The sequence below is a fragment of the Arthrobacter sp. Bz4 genome, from assembly GCF_003075455.1.
Lineage (GTDB): Bacteria > Actinomycetota > Actinomycetes > Actinomycetales > Micrococcaceae > Arthrobacter_D.
Genome location: NZ_QDAE01000031.1, coordinates 1 through 16,542 on the forward strand (window position 1 = coordinate 1; position 16,542 = coordinate 16,542).

A 16,542-nucleotide genomic window follows, 5' to 3' on the forward strand; every position below is an offset into this window, starting at 1 on the left:
TTCGGATCATACGTACCTGCTCCACCAGCTCAACGGCTACGCCGCTGCGAGAGCGGGCCAGGTTCCGACAGGCACAGCTCCGCAAGCTTCGCCAGCAGGCAAAAGCAACGGGGGAGAGGCCAACTGCTGGACCACCACTACCTACCCCCACCACTGCGAAAAGGAGCACCACCATGAACGCTGAAACCAGCACAGCACCGCTGACCATCACCCACACCCACGAGGCCGGAACCCTGATCGAGGGAACGGCTAAGGGTGACGGAACCGCGCCCATCTTGAAGGTCAACGGCTGGCGCTGGGGCCGCAGCATCGCGGCGTGGTTCGTGCCCATGTCCCGCGACCGTCAGCCCAAAATGCACATCATCAACCGCACCACGGTGGCCCTCACCGAGGCAGGTTTCAGCGTCGAAACCCAAATTGACCGCACCAGCCGCAGCACCGCCGAAGTAGAGGCAGGGAAGATCGCCCGCCAACAAGACCGCGCCGACGCCCTGACCGCGAAAGCCGAGCGCAAGCAGGCCGCCGAGACAGCAGCCTACGATTCAGCACGGGCAGCGCTGCGCCGACTGCCCGAAGGTGGGGAGCCCATCAAGATAGGCCACCACTCAGAGAACCGGCACCGCCGCGCAATTGCCACCGCAGACCGGGCAATGGGCAGATCAGTACAGGCCACCGAGGAAACCAAAGCAACCGCCGAACGCGCCGCTACAGCAGCCCAAACCACTGACCGCCGCTAAAGCCCCGCCGCCGTAGCATCACGGATCAAAACCCTAGGAACCGGAATCCGCGCCACAAAACGCAAAATTGACGGCAGCTCCCACACGTTCGCTGGGGGATACGTCGAGACAACGGCACCGGCCACAGGAGAATACCGGGCGCACCTTCAAGGAATGCTGGCCGATGAGCTTGACCAGCTCACCTACTGGCAAGGCATCAGAGCCAACCAGATAGCCGAAGGCAAGGCCACCAACTACACGCGCGAACAGATCAACAAAGGCGACTACGTCCGCATTGGTGGGAGCTGGTACGAAGTCGCCCGAGCCAACCAGAAAACCGTTTCACTCATCACCGGGTACAGCTGGACCCGAAAGGCCGACTATGCCCAGATCAGGGACCACCGCACCACCGAAGAAGCAACCACCGCAACGTCCCACGGAAACACAGAAACACAGGAATCCGTGAAGACAGAAACTAGTGGAGCGCAGGAGCCGGCGGAGACGTTCGCGCAAGTACAGACAGACGAAGAAGAACTCACCGCCGAAGAAGCCGACTACGCCGACGAAACATGAACCGGGGGAGTAGTGCCCCCGCCGGAAACCGGCGGGGGTGCTGCCTGACCCGGACGGAGCCGGCCCAGGCGAATAAAAGCCACGGTCTCTTGGGCGGCTAGGGGCGTCGCCTGTGCTCCCATCACTGGCGCGCCATCGCAGGCACAATCCGTAGCCTCATTTTTCACTCATCAGCTGTACTACGCCTGAAAAGAGATTGGTGATTTCATCTTGCTCTGGCGGTTTCTTGACGCGGCAATCAGCTCGCTAGGGGGTTAGAAGGATCCGGTTGATTGCCCATTGATGTTATTGAGGGCTCGTTTGAGCCGGTTGTCGGCGTCGTTTGCGACGTCGCGTATTGCGTCGGAGTCGCTGACCTGGACCATGGTTTGGGGGTCGATGGTTTCGATGGTTGTTGCGGTGTCTTCCGGTCCGCGGCGCACCACGACGTTGCAGGGTAGGAGGGCACCGAGTTCGGGTTCGGCTTTGATGCCGTGCTGTGCCAGTTGTGGGTTGCAGGCACCGAGGATGATGTAATCCCCGACCGCGTCGCCAGCTTCCTGTCCCAGCTTCTTGGTGAAGGTGGCTCGGACGTCGATTTCGGTGAGGACACCGAAGCCTTCCTGTGCGAGTGCTTCGCGGGTACGTTCGACGGCTTCCTCCCAGGGGAGGCTGGAGGTGATGGTGTGCGTGTAGGCCATGAGATTCTCCTGATCGTACTGAGTGGGCGCGGTGAGTCAGTGGTCCATGGGTAGTCCGGCGTCGTTGGCGTCGTCGAACATGCCGTCGATGTGTACGACGTCTTTGTCAGCTCGTTGCAGCAGGCTGGCAGCCACTGATGCCCGGTAGCCGGATCCGCAGTGAACCCATAGTCGCTGATTGGGCACTTCGTCCAGGCGGTGCAGCAACTCGTGGAGTGGAAGGTTGAGTGCACCTTCAATGTGTTGTGCGTTGTATTCGTCGGTGCGGCGAACATCGAGAATGACATCGTTCGGGCCACGGTCGGTTCGGACGTTTTCCCAGCCCACGCTCGGATATGAACTGTGTGCGGATTGGGGTGACAGATCAGTTGGATCGGAGCCGAGGGCGACGTCGGGTTGGTCGATGCCGATGCGGGAGAGGTCACGGATGGCGTTTTCGACGTCGTCGCGTTCACCGACGAGGGTGAGCTGTTGGTCCCAAGGTAGGACCCAGCCGAGGAAGGTCGTGAAGTTCGTTCCGTCGCCGTATTCGAAACTGACGCTGCCGTGTAGGTGGTCGCGGGCGAAAGCGATCCTGTTGCGCAGGTCGATCACCCATTCACCCTTGCCAAGCCTGTCGGCGAGTTGCTCGGCGTCCAAAGGCTGGGGCACGTCGAGGACGGCCGGTCCGGGGCCGGCAGCGTTCGCCGGGCCCATATGGGCGTAGTAGGACGGGTAGGCGCTGAGGTTGTCGATCAGTTCCTGGACGAAGTGGTTTTCGTCCTGGTCCGTGAGCGCGTGGTTACTGTTCACTTGCTCACCGATTGTTGAGGAGTCGGCCCCGCTGGCCGGGCCTGAGGAGCAGAATGATCCGAACCCGTGGGTGGGGTAGAGGTCAGCCTCGGGGGTGGCTTCTGCGACCAGGCGACGGACCGAGGCGTATTGGGCGTGGGCCAGGGGTACGGTGTCGTCGCTGCTGATCAGGTCGGTGCGCCCCACGGACCCATAGAGAAGGCTTCCGCCGGAAAAGACCACCTGCTGGCCCGCTTCTGTAACGAGGTAGGACAGGTGGTGGTGGGTATGCCCGGGTGTAGCGACAGCTCGCAGCGTCAACCGTCCGATCCGGACTGTTTCTCCGTCGGAGATTGGCGTCCGGTCAAACTCAACCTGGTCGGCGGCGTTGACCAAGTAAACGGCTTGATGGTCTTTGGCCAGCTGTAGTCCACCGGTGACGTAATCGTTGTGAATGTGGGTTTCTGCCACATGGGTGATGCGCACCCCTGCGTTTGCGGCCTCCTTTTCGACCCTGTCGGTGTCGCGTTGCGGATCGATCACGAGGGCCACTTGTCCGTCGTGAACGAGGTAGCTGCGGTCACCGAGCGGTGGTGTTTCGATGGTGATTACATCCATGTGAAATTCCTCCTTGAACGCCTTGATCATTGTTAGACACCGTACCTGCGGCTCTCATTGTGGGGTAGTGCCGCCGGGCTGGGACGAAGACTGCGGATTTACGCGTGTGCGCAGGGGACAGCGGGGCAGAAGGAACCAGCAAGCTGCGGTTGCGACCGCGATGATGCCGGCGGTGATCGCCAAGCCAGTACCCCAGGGGGCGGGGAGTTCCTGGACGAGGACGAACACGCCCATGACCAGGACGAAGATCCCGAAGCCCTTCCGGAGGGCTGCTTCCGGGATGCGGCCTGCCAAGCGGGAGCCGATCAGGGATCCGACGACGGCGGCGGTTGTGACGGCCGCGACGAGGCCCCAGTCCAGGGTGACGGTGGTGAGGTAGCCTGCGAGTCCGGCGAAGGATTTCATGGCGATTACCACGAGGGAGGTTCCGACGGCGATGGGCATGGATAGTCCGCCGAGCAGGGCCAGGGCGGGGACAACGAGGAAGCCTCCACCGGCTCCGACGAGTCCGGTGACCAGGCCAACGATGAGGCCTTCAATGATGACCTTGAGAATGGGAAGTTCCCCGTCGTGGGGTGTGCTGGTCTTGTTTTTCCGGCCGCGGATCATGGCAATGGACGTGGCCACCATCATGAGAGCGAAGGCGATCATGAGGATGGTTCCCGGGATGCGTCCGCCGAGGAGCCCTCCGCCGAAGGCGCCGGCCATTCCGGCGGCACCGAAAACGAGGCCGGTGCGCCATTTCACCCGCTTCTTGCGGGCATGGTCGATGGCGCTGACCGCGGAGGTCACGCCGACCACGAATAGTGAGGCGGCAATCGCTTCTTTGGGGTCAAGCCCGGCGACGTAGGTCAGGATCGGTACGGTGAGGATGGATCCGCCTCCGCCGAGCAGACCGAGCGAAATACCGATAACCACTGACAATAGTACGGTCGCGAGCAGAGTGACGCTCATGGGGGTCCTTTCGGGCGGGGAGGTCGGTGGGGTGCTGCAGGTCAGCGTGTGGTGGGAAATCCTGCATTGAGCCAGTCGATCATTCCGCCGCCCATGGTGTCTGCGGTGTAGCCGGCGGTGCCGAGGGCCTCGGCGGCTCGGGCGCTGCGGTTGCCGCTGCGACACACGACTATGACCGGGCGGTTCTTGTCCAGTTCGTCCAGTCGGGTCATGAGCTGCCCCATGGGGATGTGCTGGGCGCCGGGGATCATGCCCTCGGCGACTTCGAACTCTTCGCGGACGTCAAGGATCTGGTCCTGGTTCCGGCGGGCGTTCGCGTCGTGAATGGTGATTTCAGCCATCATGGTTCCTTTTTCGTGTCAGCCAAGGTCTGGTGAAGGGAATGCCCGCGTACCCTGCCCGATGGGGGACGGGCAGGGTACGCGGAGTCTTATTAGTTGCCCGCGGGGATCTGGTTGATCGCGGCCGCAGCCGTTGGCTCGCTGGCTGTTTTGTTCCACGGCATTTTCGACAAGGCGTTGCCCATGGCGCAGGTGTTGGTCGCTGCTGAGAAGGTCAGCCCGGTACCGATCGCCCCGGCCAGTAGGCGAAGCTTTGGTGAAACGAGCTTGCCGGCCAGCAGGCCAGCGACCACCAGGGACCCGGCGGTCAGACGGACCTGGCGCTCCAGGTCCCAGCGCTGGGCGCCGCGGACAACGTCGCCGCCGGCGGCGGCGAAACCAGGAACGCCACCGGTGAGGACCTGGGCAGTGCTGATACCGGCTCCACCGAGGCGCTGACGTGCCTGTTCGGCGCGGACACCGGATTGGCAGACCAGCACAACCCGCTGTCCCAGCCGTTCCGCGAGCTCATCGGTGTGCTCGGAGAGCAGGGGAAGCGGAACGTTGTAGGAACCACGAATGTGCATGGTCTCAAATTCAGCGGCAGAGCGAACATCAACGATGATCAGGTCTTCATGCTGGCTGATCCAATCACGCAGGGTTTCAGGATCAAGGGCGGTCACGGTGGAGGTGTTGGAAGCCAAAGGTTTCCCTTTCGAATTTTTCAGCGGTTTGAACTGTCGGTATCAATACTGCCACATACCCTAGGGGGTATGCAATAAACCCTAGGGGGTATATAATCAAGGGAAGAAAAGTAACCTCCAGGAGGATTTTGTGCAGCTCGACACCACTGAACTCACGCCGGTGATCAACCGGCTCAAGCGCGCCACGGGGCAACTGACCGCGGTGACCCGAATGCTGGAGGAAGGCCGGGATTGCAAGGACGTCGTCACGCAGCTCGCTGCGGTTTCCAAGGCCTTGGACCGCGCCGGCTTCGCGATCATTTCCTCGGGGCTGGAACAATGCCTGGCCGACGGTGGCAACACCATGGACAAGAAGGACCTCGAGAAGCTCTTCCTCGCACTGGCCTAAGCGGTCTCTGGCCTTACTGACCTGGCAGGGGATGCGTTGCGCGAAGGCGCAAGGCATCCCCTGCCACTTTTGTTCCTGCCCCGGTAGCGGGCCATCGAATGCGGTGGCTAACGCGGTGACTATGGGGCTGTCGGGTGGGTTTCATACATGCGGGTAGCAACGATGAGCGCCGAGATGGCGCTCAGGGCCGCGGCGGCCCATACCGCTGCGTGCAGACCGGCGGCGTCTGCTACTACTCCGCCGACAACGGCACCAAAGGCATACCCGAGGTCCCGCCAAAGCCTGTAGATCCCGACCGCGCGCCCCCTCCAAGCCGGTTCTGCGACGTCGCCGATGGCTGCCAGTAATGTCGGATACACCATAGCGGTGCCCGCTCCCAGCAGCACGGTTCCAGCAGCCCAGCCCGGGAACGTATCGGCGAGGGCGATGACAGCCAGCGCTGCGGCCTGGAGGACCATGCCCGCGGTGATGAGGCGCTTACGCCCGTAGCGGTCTGAGAGTGCCCCGGTCACTAACTGGCCGGCGCCCCAGACGCCGGGGTAGAGGGCAAAGAGCAGCCCAATCTGGCCCAGCGACAGATCAGCTGTTGCGAACAGAAGGGGAAATAGGCCCCAGGCCAGGCCGAAATTGAGGTTGTTGACGAGTCCGGCTTGGCTCGCCGACGCCAGGGCAGGTTCGCGCCAGGTACTGAGGGCAAAAACCTCCCGACTGCTCAGTGCCTTTCGACTGCTCGGTGCTTCCCGACTGCTGGGTCCGGTAGCCGCGCGCGGCGGTCTCAGGTGCGATGTTCGGTGGTGTTGTTCCAGAGCGGCGTGGCCGCGGGTTTCGCGTACCAGCAGCGTCGAGAGCGTCAGACCCAGGGCAATATAGGCTGCTCCGAGCAGGAACGGCGCCGGCCGCAGACCATGCGAGGCGGCGAGCTGGCCGGCCAACAGGGACGTGATGGCGACAGCACCGTAGCCGGCGGCCTCGTTTAGCCCCATGGCGAGCCCGCGTTTGTCCGGGCCGACCAGGTCTATCTTCATCACGACTGTTGTTGACCAGGTCAGACCTTGGTTGATGCCGAGTAGGACGTTCGCCGCGACCACCCACCCCCAGTCCGGGGCGAAAATCAGCATCAGCGGGACCGGTATGGCGAAGAGCCAGCCAAGGAGGAGGACGGGTTTGCGTCCAAACCGGTCGACCATGATCCCGGCGGCGTAGTTGCTGGCTGCTTGGTAATCCCGAAGGCGGCGATGTAAGTGAAAATGACGGTATAGCCGGTCAGGCCGAAGGTTTCGGTGGCCAGCATCGGCAGCACGGTCTGCTGTTGGCCGACTACGCCTCCGACCAGGGCGTTCACCGCTACCAGCAAACTGAACTGCGCTGCGTTGGCCCTCAGCCCGAGTCTGGCCGTAGATGATGCGGAATGGTGGGTCATGAGGTTCTCCAGGGATCGTCGCGTTGCAGTCATGGCAATGGCCCGCCCCAAAGGGCGGGCCATTGCGTGTCGGCGGAGTCAGTCAGGTGCTCAGCTGACGGGGGCTGATTCCTGGGAGGCGTTCCACGCTGCCCAGCCTGCGTAGCTGCCGTCGAGCTCAACGACGTCGTAGCCTGCCCGGCGCAGGGCGCTGGCCGCAACGGAGTTCCGGACCCCGCTCTGGCAGTAGGTCACGATCGTTCCCTCGGAAGGGAGCTGGTCCTGGTGCCAAAGCACCCGGCCAGCGCTGAGCTGCTGGGAGCCAGGGATACTGCCAGCGGCGTGCTCGGTCTTGTTCCGCACATCGAGGAGCAATGCTGCCTCGAAGTTCTCAAGGTCGCCGGGGGCGAGTACCGCCGGTGTGGTGACCCGTAATCCGTCCAGGTTCGTGGTGAAGCCGGTCACGTTGTCGATGCCGACCCGAACCAGGTGGTCCCACATGTCCTGCGCTGCGTCCTGATCCGGTGCCAGCAGGACCAACGGTCGGCTGTCGGTTTCCGGGTCGTAGGCCCAGGCGCCGAAGCTTGCCATTTTGGTGCCTGCGGGGATGTTCAGGGCGCCTGTCACCGTTCCCCGGTGCACCTGGTCGTTTGATCGGGTGTCGACGAACGTCACGCGGTCCTCGGCGAGGTCACCGGCAAGTGCCGCGTTATCCAGTTGTGGCAGCTCCCCCCGTGAGCCCATCACATCCGGGCCCAGGCGGTTCTGCCGTTTCATGCGTCCGAAGTAGGCGTGGGCATCGGGCTGGCCGTCGAGCAGTTCACGGACAAAACCTTCCTCGTCATTGGCTGCGAGGTATGGTCCCCACCAGGCGTAGAGGCGCTCATAGCCGACCGTTGTGGATGGAAGCGCGCCCAGAGCTTTACCGCAGGCGCTGCCCGAACCGTGGCCCGGGAATACCTGCACGTGGTCGGGGAGGGTCAGGAACTTCTCACGGAGGCTGGTGAAAAGCTGTTTCGCGCCGACGAAGCGGGTATCCATCCCGCCGGCAGCCTCATCCAAAAGGTCAGGGCGGCCAAGATCGCCCGAAAAGACGAAGTCCCCCGAGAGGAGGTAGCCGGGCTGGTCGCTGAACGCGCCGTCGGTAATCAGGAAAGTCAGGTGTTCCGGGGTGTGGCCGGGAGTATGCACGGCCTTGATGGTGATGTTCCCCGAGGTGATGGTGCTGCCGTCGTAGAGCCGCTCGGCGTCGAAACCGTACTGCCAGTCGTCTCCGCCCTCACCGGAGACGTACATGTCGGCCCCGGTTGCCTCGGCCAGTTCCCGCGTCCCCGAAAGGTAGTCGGCGTGGATGTGCGTCTCGGTCACCGCGACGATCTTCATCCCATTGGCCGCGGCCAGTTGCTGGTACGGAGTAATGTCACGACGGGCATCAACCACCACTGCCTCACCCTTGGCCTGGCAGCCAATGAAGTAGCTCGCCTGGGCCAGGTCCTGATCATAAATACGCTCGAGAAGCATAATCGTCCTTCCGATAGCTATTGGATACCCTTGGGGGTATCTCCTGGTACCCAGCGTAGTACCCCAGGGGGTATCTATGCAACCATCAACGGTGCCAGTGGCGTATACCCATGGGGGTATAATAGAGAACCTGAAAGTACTACTGGGAAGGAAGCATGATGTGCCGGACAACAACCTGCCTGTACTGCCGCAAGACCACCTGGAGTGGATGCGGGAACCACGTTGATCAGGTGATGCGACGTGTACCGAACAATGAGCGGTGCACCTGCGCTACGGTCAGCCAGCGCACCACCACCCGGGACAAAAGTTCCGGAGCTACAGGCTGGCTCAACCGGCTGTTCGGTCGTTCGGCATGAACCAGATCCCTGGGACCAAGGTGCTGGTTCTGCATCTGGCCGGGCCGGGCCACGCCCCTTTCCCAGACCTTGCCGCAGCTATCCGCGTCGCCCGCAACGCCGCAGCGGAATTACCCGACGTGGCAGTCGAGATCCTCGTCCAGGGCCCTAGCGTCAATCAACTCATCGCAACGGAAGCAATCGCTGACATCTCGGGTTCTTCGATATCGGTCTACGCTTGCGGGAACAGCCTCCACTCGGCAAAGATCGACCCTTCCACCCTTGCTTCAGAGGTGAAGGTTACGCCCGCAGCCGTTGCCCACATCGCTCGACGTCAGTTCAACGGCGCCGCATATATGCGGTTGTGACGACAAGCCTAGACAAACCTAGACAGACGATTACCTCTCTGGTGCGAAGCTGATACGCCAGGTCGCAGCTCTGTGGCTGCTTGTTCAGCAGCGTATTCGAAGCTCCGGTTGGTGTCGCTGACAGGCCTGGAATGAGAGGCGGAGGAGACAATGAGTGTTGAATTACTCAGTAGTTTTCGTTCCGTAGGTTGCAGCCGGCAATCAGGTGAAGCCTTGACCACTTCGGTGGCGCTGTAAAACGCTACCGCGTAGCTTGGAACAAGGTTGGCGGTCTTTATGGGATGTGTCTGTGGGATCGCTGCTATTCCAACATTCCAGGAAGGTGCGTGCCGTGGCGGTGATGGTTGAGGAAGGGGGAGCGGCGGTTCCGTTATGGAAACGTGTGAGTGCTGAATTATTGAAAGAGCTGCAGAGCGGAGCTTTTGATACTCGGTTTCCGGGCGAACTCGAGTTGGCGCAGCGTTATGGGGTGAGCAGGGGAACGATAAGGGCGGCTTTGAAGCCTTTGCGGGATGGAGGACGTGTCGAAGCTCATCCTGGGAAAAAGTCCCGGGTGCAGGCGGGAGGCAGCACGGCGTTTGGACCGTTGTACAGTCTGCTTGCCTCGGTAAGGGATTCAGGGATGGCACACCGTAGTGTCGTGCTGGAACAGGAAGTGACGAAGAATCCGGCCTCGGCGGCGCTGCTCTCCTTGGAGGCGGACGCCGATCTTTTTCATCTCAGGCGTGTGCGCTTTGCCGACGAGGAACCGATTGCATTGGATGAGGTGTGGATGCCAGTTTCCATCGCAGGCATCCTGATTGATTCAGATTTCACCCAGACGTCTTTGTACGGTGAGCTTGAGAAGCGTTGTGGAATGGTCCTCAACGGCGGCACCGAGCGGCTTTCAGCGGTCCTTGCCGGGCCGGAGCATTCAACGCTCCTGCAATGCACCGCGGGTTCGCCGTTGCTGTTGATCGAGCGTACCGGTTGTCATCGGGCGCAATCCGTGGAATTCCGACGAACCTATGTGGTGGGCGACCGTGTGGAGATCTCGACCAACTTCGGATGCAAAGCGGATCCGCCAACCGCTTGATCCGATGATGCTAACCAGGTCTCGTTCAGACCGGACAACGGTCTTCATACATCGTGCGCCGGTAAAAGGCCCAGGCGAGAAGACCGATGGCGAGTGCTGCGAGAAATGGTTGAATGGGCTCGAAGTACTGCATGGCCCCCGAAGTTCCCAAGGCGAGCAATACTATTTTGTTGCACACTGGGCAGCCGACAGCGAAGAACGTCACGATGGCCCCCGCAATTCCTGAGCGGGTACGCGGCGCGGAATCCTCCACTCGGTCCTGCGCTATGTAAGTGCCGAGGACTAGGCCGCTGAGCGCGGAGGAGATGATTAGCGCTGGCACCGACCACCAGGTGGGAGGCACTTCGCGGCTGAATAGCGGGGTGTCGATGAGATCGGTAGGAATGGCCACGATCAGGAAGGTCATGACCATTCCGACTGTCACCGCGATCCACCGGCGTGAGGGCCATTGACGCAGCGCAGCCAACAGAGTGGATCGTTGGGTGGTGGGGTTCGCTAGGGGGGTAGTCATGAGGTCTCCTTTGACACTTGATCCGGTGACGCTGTGAACGATGCGCCGGATGAACTATGGCGGCGTCGGTGTAGGTAGATGGCACCGGTTATGGCCAGGAGTATGAGAATTATCAGCAGGACAGCAACGTCGGGGATGGATTTCGCGAAGCTGCGTGCTGCGTTTTCGACGGCGAACTGGTCAGTCACGGAGAGGATACCGCCCAGGCTTGCTGTTCCATCGGTGGCGAGGAGGAAGAGCCCGATGCCGATTGAGAGGGTGCCCGAGACCACCATCACCCAGGAATTGGACCACCGTCCGATCGTGATCGGACGGGGTCGGAGCCAGCGGCGTCCTGAAACTCCAAGGCGATCCCACAGTGCCGCGAGGAAGAACAGAGGAACGGCCATCCCTAGGGCATAGATGGCTAGCAGTATTCCGCCGTAGACGGCGTTGCTTCCCGCTGCGGCGACAGTGAGGATTGATCCGAGGATGGGGCCGGTACAGGCTCCTGCGACTCCGTACGCCAGTCCAAGAACGAAGATTGAACTGCCGGAACCACGGGTCGCGGATCTGGGGCGTACGAACGCTGGTAGACGAACACCGAGGATCTGCAGGAGCCCTAGAGAGATCATGAGGGCGGCAGCGAACCCGATGAGGAGGTGGCGGTCAGTGGTGGCGAGGGAGCCTAAGGTGCCGGCAAAAACCCCCAAGGGGACCAACGTGCACAGTAGTCCCGCGTAGAAGAGCATAGTCCGGCCCACCAGTTGTCGCTTTGTGCTGAAGGCATACGCGAAGAATGCTGGCAGCAACAAAGCCGAGCATGGGCTGAGGAGGGTAAGTAGACCGCCGAGGAACGCCCCACTGTATCCGATTACCATTACCGTGAACTTGTCTCTGCAAGCACAGCATCAATGGTTTGTTCAAACACTTCTAGAGGTTGGGCACCGGAGATGGGGATGTCATTCACCAGAAATAGTGGGGTACCGGTAGCTCCGAGGGCCGCGGCTTCTTCAGCGTCGGCCTGAACGGCCTGCTCGAGAGCCTCGGAGTCCAGATCCGCTGTGAACGCCGCGAGATCTGCAACCCCCACTTCTTCTGCAATGCGGATCAGTTCCTCGCGTGGCAGGCTGATATGGCCTCGTTCGGGCGCCGCCGCGAAAACCGCTTCGTTGAACTCCCAGAATTTGTCCTGCTCTCCGGCCGCACGGCCGGCCACAGCAGCATCGTGTGACTCAGCCCCGAAAACTGGGAGATCCCGCCACTCGATGCGGAGTTCTCCGCTAGCAACGTACTCATCGACCAGCGCTGGCAGTGTCTCGCGCGAGAAGACCCCACAGAACGGGCACCTGTAGTCGGCGTACTCGACCAGGACAACGGGGGCATCGATCGCGCCGAGGGCTAGAGGGTCATCGGCGATACGCCGCGATAGATCAAATACTTCGTCCTCTTGGCCAGAGGGTTCTTCTGTTACAACCACCCCTGATCCTTCCGCGGCGGGGGAGGAGGCGCGCTGGGAAGCGATCAGCCCAATAACGAGGATGAGCGCGCCAACGAGCAGGGCTGCGATGAGGGTGGCAGTACGAACACCCGAGATTCGTTGGTTAGATTCTTGTGGCATCTACTACTCCTGGCGTGATGCGCTGAGGGGAAGGCGCAAGGGTGGAACGTAAGAGACGACGAAGTACCACCTGGTGCGGCCTACGTGTACGAGGTTTGCGCCGTCCTTGTTTGCTCATAGACGGCCTTCTTGCGTAGATTTCCCCGGACACCAGATCTTGACCTTCGGATCTGGTGTCCGGGGAGCCCCGAGATTGCTGGATCTGAGCCCAGTCAGCCGATCTGGATGCTTAGCCGTTGACCCGGTAGTAGACGGGGCCGGAACCTACGTCGACTGATTCCTCTACCGTCTGGTTACCATTCCATCCGCTGTGGATGGCGCGGCCGTTACCGAGGTAGATGGCGTTGTGTGAAAAGCCCATCCCGCCGTCGGCGTAATAGACGAAGTCCCCGGGCTGGGGATCCGATACCGGAGTAGCGAAAGCCATCAAGGATTCAGGGGATTCATCTCCCACCCCCGTCACACCGGCGGCTCGCAAAGCACCTTCCCCCAAGACGGTGCAGTCCTGAATGGCACCCAACTGTGAACGAGCGAAGGCAAGAATCCGACCGTTGGCCGTGCCAGCTTCAGAAGCCGCAGCGGAATCCCAGATGTTGCCTGACTCGCTGCTCACCCGGTTACTCAGCGGGCTCACGGATGAGCTCTGAGTACTGAAGTTAAACTCAGAACTCGCGGGGGATGACGAGGCTACGGGGCGGGTCTCCAACGCTTCAGCATTCATTACACTGGATCCCCCGGACAGTAGAACGGTGTCGCCTGGGTAGATGATTGACGTGACGGTGAGCTGGTTCAGCGTCAAGAGGTCCTGTAGCCCGACCCCTGTTTGAGCGCTGATAGCGCCCAGGGTGTCGCCCGACCTAACGGTGTACGCCGTGCTTTGATCAACGTCGCCAGCGCCTGCGACGGGCACATCCGATGATGAAGCGGTTGCTGAGAGTGCTGAATCGGCGGCATCTTGTGATGGGTGAGCGATCGCGCTGGCATGGACGGGGCTTGCTAACGCCACCATCATCCCGGAAACAAGCGCAAGTGCTGCGACTTTCGACCCGCCCTGCGGTAAGGCGGTTCGCCCGCTATCGATGAGGATTGAGTGGATTTTCGTATCGGCGCGATGCCTAGCAGGCGCAGTATTTGATGACATGGATGAACTCTCCCTATACCTACGAGGTGAGCTGTCGGATTCGGATGGGAGACACCCGGCCGCACGAGGAAAACACCTGTGCGACTTCACCCCGAGGATTCTTTATAGAACCCACATTTGGTTTCCCCGCCCCTGCCTCTAGTTATCAGAAAGCCGAGGGTCTCCGGCAGGGTTCGGTAGAAGACCTCGACGAGCCCCACGATGAGTGCGGCCCACGGAATCAAACGTACCCGAAAAAGTTTAAATGTTCGAACATTTGAAACTGGGAGTTACCTGACCGAGATACGACGAACCTCTGACGTATTCATGAGTTCATGAGAGATTTGGGTAGTTCCGTCGAATGAATCAGCGGCAACTGCCCTACCCGGCTAGCGCGCCGATGCCCGGTGGTGAGAAGGGTCCGTTGTCCGTTGTTCAACATCGTCGTGTGGCTTTGTGCCTTCGGTGAGTAGGAAGGTCGCGGTGGCCGCACCAGCGGTTGCCGTGAAGAACATCAGCCCGGACAACCCCAAGGGATGCAGCGATCCCCAGAAGAATATTGTGATGAGATAAAGGATGGAGGCCGAGACGCCGGCCACCAGACCCCATTGCCTTCTTCCAGCATCCGTGGTGAGTCGCCAATGCGTTGAGGCGAGCGAAACACTGATCATGACTACGACATTGATCGTCATCCCGATCCATACCGGATGGATACCGAAGAGGAACTGCGACGGCGACCAACCACCGAAGTGATACCAACCCAGCCCTGTGCCGAATCCGGCGAGCATTGCCGCGTAGCTAGCGCGGCGGGTAGCCAATGGCCAGAACAATACGGCCAGCACCGGCGCAAGGGTGGCACCATTACGCAATGTCCAAGCGAGGACGTTCCACCAGGCGGCCTGTTCAGTGCGCAAGAAAGCGAACACAATCATCAGGACGGTCAACAGGACAAGCGACCACCGGGTGTACCGCACCAGGTCATCCTCGCTGGCGTTGGGACGCAGCGCCCGACCAACGTCACGTCCGAGGCTGGTTGCACCCGAAAACTGGCATGGGCCCGCCCAGCTCAGGGCGCAGGCCCACACTCCCAGGAAGAAGACACCAGCCAGCGGCGCGGGAACCACCTCAGCGATATAGAGCGATACCGCCACCAATCCCAGGTCCTGTGACGGAACGACAATCGCAGCAGCGGTACCCAGCAAAGCCCCAATGACGATGAACGGGATGCCGAGACCCGCAGCGTAGAGCATGCCCTTGCGGCCGTCTTCGGGTGTGCGGCAGGACATGGTCATCTGGAAGGCGGCCTGCGCCAGAAGAACATTGACAATGAAAGTACCGAACCAGGCGGCAATCAATGTCACTCCCGCCGAGGACATATCCAGCATCTCCGGCTGATCCACGGCAAGCTGGCGGATGCCATCGATGCCCGGATTGATAAAGAATGCGAGGATTCCAACGGCGAGCATGCCGATGAAAACCACACAGTTGGCGGTCTGGGTGAAGGCAACAGCTCGCATTCCGCCTGCGGAGAGGAACACAAGGAGCAACAACGCCGTCACGATGATGGCGGCGTGGATTGAAAGACCGGTGAGAGCGTGCAGCGCGGAGGCAAAAGCGATGGCCGTCGCCACTGACCACATGGGGAAGGTCAACGCCGTGATTGACCCTGCAATCGCCTGGGCTTTACGACCGAACCGCTCCCCGATCATTCCAGTCACCGTTACCACCAAGCGTTTGCGCAACGGCTTGACGAGAATCAGGGCGATAAGGAGAACCTGCACCGTTTCCGCCACTCCATACCAGATAGCTGATATCCCTGTTCGGTAGCTCAGCTCCATGATGGCGATATAGGAGGATCCTGAAAACAGGCCCGTAATACAAAACGCCACGGTCCACGGGCTGAAGGTCCGGCTACCGACGAAGAAGCCCTCCCCATGATCTGCCCGGTTACGAGCGGCCCGGCTCGTCAAAGCCAGAAGTAGCGTGTACCCGACGGCAAGGCCGAGCGTCCAAAGTCCCGCGCTGGTCATGCCTCCGCCCCGGAAATCAGCCATACGAGGTTAAAGTCAACACCTGCGTCTCGCACCAAGTTGATGGCCGGACACCGCTTTTCGACCTGCCGCTTGAAGGTATCCAACTCTGATTCTGGAACCGGCGTGCGCAGATTCACCGTCAACGCGAAATTCTTAAAATGAGGGGAGACGTCCGCCGTCCCCCGGAATCCCCGAACGTCCTGCTGAGCTTGGGAAGAGGTATCGATGGCTTCAACGACGATGCCCAGTTCCCGTGCCACGGTTTCGATAACTACGGTGACGCAGCCGTTGACCGCTCCAACCACATACTGCATGGGAGTTGGGGATTTGTCGTTCCCGCCCACAGCAACAGGCTCATCGGTCCGGAAGGTAAACCCTCGAGTTTCAACGAGGGTGGTCATTGAGCCTTCCCACCTGCCCGTGGCCCGGACACTTTTGAGCCACTGGCCAGGGTCCCGTTCAGCGCTTGCCTTATTAGCGGACGCGGTAGGTACAGTCATTTCACTCTCCATCGGTCTGGCGGTAGCACCTTATCGAAGCCTGAGGCTCCAATGGGTTGCTGCGGCGTCATCGATCCAGATCTCTCGGCCGCTCGGGATGGTCGTACACAACTAAAGCCGGTCCGGTTTGATTCACGCAACTTCCACAGTTGGAATTACGGCGTGTGACAAAGGAGTGCAGCCATGAAGTCGAAACGCTCCCAGGCGGCGTATCTACGCCACTACCTGCACGCACGCTAACTTACGCGCCAGATATCCCCGCAGAGCGAGCCTAGGACACAAGCCCACTAAACGGGCCTCACTACCGTTCGGGCTGACAGCCGGCGCTCCCGACCGGTCGTCGCCGGAAACCACTC

The 16,542-nt window shown here is 61.1% G+C and carries 18 protein-coding genes, 1 pseudogene and 2 riboswitches; of the genes and pseudogenes, 6 read left to right on the plus strand and 13 right to left on the minus strand.

Translation table 11 applies throughout. The features are described from left to right. The 3 genes from DDA93_RS16515 to DDA93_RS14955 all read left to right on the plus strand — a co-directional run. A partial coding sequence (locus DDA93_RS16515) for a hypothetical protein (RefSeq protein ID WP_207771360.1) occupies window positions 1-184 on the plus strand: 184 nt, incomplete at its 5' end. After that, window positions 174-737 (plus strand): DUF3560 domain-containing protein, encoded by a 564-nt coding sequence (locus DDA93_RS14950; RefSeq protein WP_035746529.1) that lies wholly within the window; start codon window positions 174-176, stop codon window positions 735-737. The genes DDA93_RS16515 and DDA93_RS14950, both read left to right, overlap by 11 nt. 153 nt (window positions 738-890) lie before the next feature. Continuing rightward, the gene (locus DDA93_RS14955) at window positions 891-1,289 is read left to right on the plus strand and encodes a hypothetical protein (protein WP_116779191.1); all 399 of its coding nucleotides are present in this window, start codon (window positions 891-893) and stop codon (window positions 1,287-1,289) included. A 254-nt stretch (window positions 1,290-1,543) separates the two neighbouring features. Here DDA93_RS14955 and DDA93_RS14960 read toward each other — a convergent pair whose 3' ends face one another. From DDA93_RS14960 to DDA93_RS14980, 5 genes are all read right to left on the minus strand, one after another. Further along, window positions 1,544-1,969 (minus strand): DUF302 domain-containing protein, encoded by a 426-nt coding sequence (locus DDA93_RS14960; RefSeq protein ID WP_024476426.1) that lies wholly within the window; start codon window positions 1,967-1,969, stop codon window positions 1,544-1,546. 36 nt (window positions 1,970-2,005) lie between these two features. Continuing rightward, complete coding sequence (locus DDA93_RS14965; protein ID WP_116779195.1) at window positions 2,006-3,358, minus strand: MBL fold metallo-hydrolase; 1,353 nt, start codon at window positions 3,356-3,358, stop codon at window positions 2,006-2,008. A 54-nt stretch (window positions 3,359-3,412) separates the two neighbouring features. Continuing rightward, on the minus strand, window positions 3,413-4,312 hold the full coding sequence (locus tag DDA93_RS14970) for a sulfite exporter TauE/SafE family protein (RefSeq protein ID WP_116779192.1): 900 nt from the start codon (window positions 4,310-4,312) through the stop codon (window positions 3,413-3,415). 41 nt (window positions 4,313-4,353) lie between these two features. Continuing rightward, window positions 4,354-4,653, minus strand: a complete 300-nt coding sequence (locus tag DDA93_RS14975; RefSeq protein WP_116779193.1) for a rhodanese-like domain-containing protein — start codon at window positions 4,651-4,653, stop codon at window positions 4,354-4,356. Window positions 4,654-4,745: 92 nt separating this feature from the next. Continuing rightward, entirely contained in the window at window positions 4,746-5,336 is a 591-nt protein-coding gene (locus DDA93_RS14980) for a rhodanese-like domain-containing protein (RefSeq protein WP_024476422.1), read from the minus strand. A gap of 130 nt (window positions 5,337-5,466) precedes the next feature. On the opposite strand from DDA93_RS14980, the gene DDA93_RS14985 reads away from it, so the two are divergent. Further along, on the plus strand, window positions 5,467-5,724 hold the full coding sequence (locus DDA93_RS14985) for a metal-sensitive transcriptional regulator (protein ID WP_024476421.1): 258 nt from the start codon (window positions 5,467-5,469) through the stop codon (window positions 5,722-5,724). Window positions 5,725-5,843: 119 nt separating this feature from the next. On the opposite strand, the pseudogene DDA93_RS14990 reads toward DDA93_RS14985, so the two are convergent. Both DDA93_RS14990 and DDA93_RS14995 read right to left on the minus strand, forming a co-directional pair. Beyond that, window positions 5,844-7,144, minus strand: a pseudogene (locus DDA93_RS14990) (MFS transporter). Window positions 7,145-7,234: 90 nt separating this feature from the next. Next, window positions 7,235-8,644: an MBL fold metallo-hydrolase gene (locus DDA93_RS14995; RefSeq protein ID WP_024476419.1), complete on the minus strand. Its 1,410-nt coding sequence runs from the start codon at window positions 8,642-8,644 to the stop codon at window positions 7,235-7,237. 352 nt (window positions 8,645-8,996) lie between these two features. Between DDA93_RS14995 and DDA93_RS15005 the strand changes: the two genes are divergently transcribed. Continuing rightward, the gene (locus tag DDA93_RS15005; protein WP_035747635.1) at window positions 8,997-9,347 is read left to right on the plus strand and encodes a hypothetical protein; all 351 of its coding nucleotides are present in this window, start codon (window positions 8,997-8,999) and stop codon (window positions 9,345-9,347) included. Between the two features lie 340 nt (window positions 9,348-9,687). Further along, a complete protein-coding gene (locus tag DDA93_RS15010; RefSeq protein ID WP_024476417.1) occupies window positions 9,688-10,422 on the plus strand; it encodes a GntR family transcriptional regulator in 735 nt (244 codons plus the stop codon). 25 nt (window positions 10,423-10,447) lie between these two features. On the opposite strand, the gene DDA93_RS15015 is transcribed toward DDA93_RS15010, so the two are convergent. The 6 genes from DDA93_RS15015 to DDA93_RS15040 form a co-directional block, all read right to left on the minus strand. Further along, window positions 10,448-10,933: a hypothetical protein gene (locus tag DDA93_RS15015; protein ID WP_035747631.1), complete on the minus strand. Its 486-nt coding sequence runs from the start codon at window positions 10,931-10,933 to the stop codon at window positions 10,448-10,450. Beyond that, window positions 10,930-11,793: a cytochrome c biogenesis CcdA family protein gene (locus DDA93_RS15020; RefSeq protein ID WP_024476416.1), complete on the minus strand. Its 864-nt coding sequence runs from the start codon at window positions 11,791-11,793 to the stop codon at window positions 10,930-10,932. Before DDA93_RS15020 ends, DDA93_RS15015 begins: the two co-directional genes overlap by 4 nt. Further along, the gene (locus tag DDA93_RS15025; RefSeq protein WP_024476415.1) at window positions 11,793-12,533 is read right to left on the minus strand and encodes a DsbA family protein; all 741 of its coding nucleotides are present in this window, start codon (window positions 12,531-12,533) and stop codon (window positions 11,793-11,795) included. The genes DDA93_RS15020 and DDA93_RS15025 overlap by 1 nt, the downstream gene beginning before the upstream one ends. 229 nt (window positions 12,534-12,762) lie before the next feature. Next, a complete protein-coding gene (locus DDA93_RS16910) occupies window positions 12,763-13,167 on the minus strand; it encodes an NlpC/P60 family protein (RefSeq protein WP_243400659.1) in 405 nt (134 codons plus the stop codon). Between the two features lie 509 nt (window positions 13,168-13,676). Continuing rightward, window positions 13,677-13,860, minus strand: a riboswitch (cyclic di-AMP (ydaO/yuaA leader). A 182-nt stretch (window positions 13,861-14,042) separates the two neighbouring features. Beyond that, window positions 14,043-15,683, minus strand: coding sequence for a sodium:solute symporter family protein (locus DDA93_RS15035; RefSeq protein WP_024476413.1), 1,641 nt, complete (start codon window positions 15,681-15,683; stop codon window positions 14,043-14,045). Next, entirely contained in the window at window positions 15,680-16,087 is a 408-nt protein-coding gene (locus DDA93_RS15040; protein WP_225668350.1) for an OsmC family protein, read from the minus strand. The genes DDA93_RS15035 and DDA93_RS15040 overlap by 4 nt, the downstream gene beginning before the upstream one ends. 104 nt (window positions 16,088-16,191) lie before the next feature. Next, window positions 16,192-16,290, minus strand: a riboswitch (SAM riboswitch). Between the last annotated feature and the right edge of the window lie 252 nt (window positions 16,291-16,542).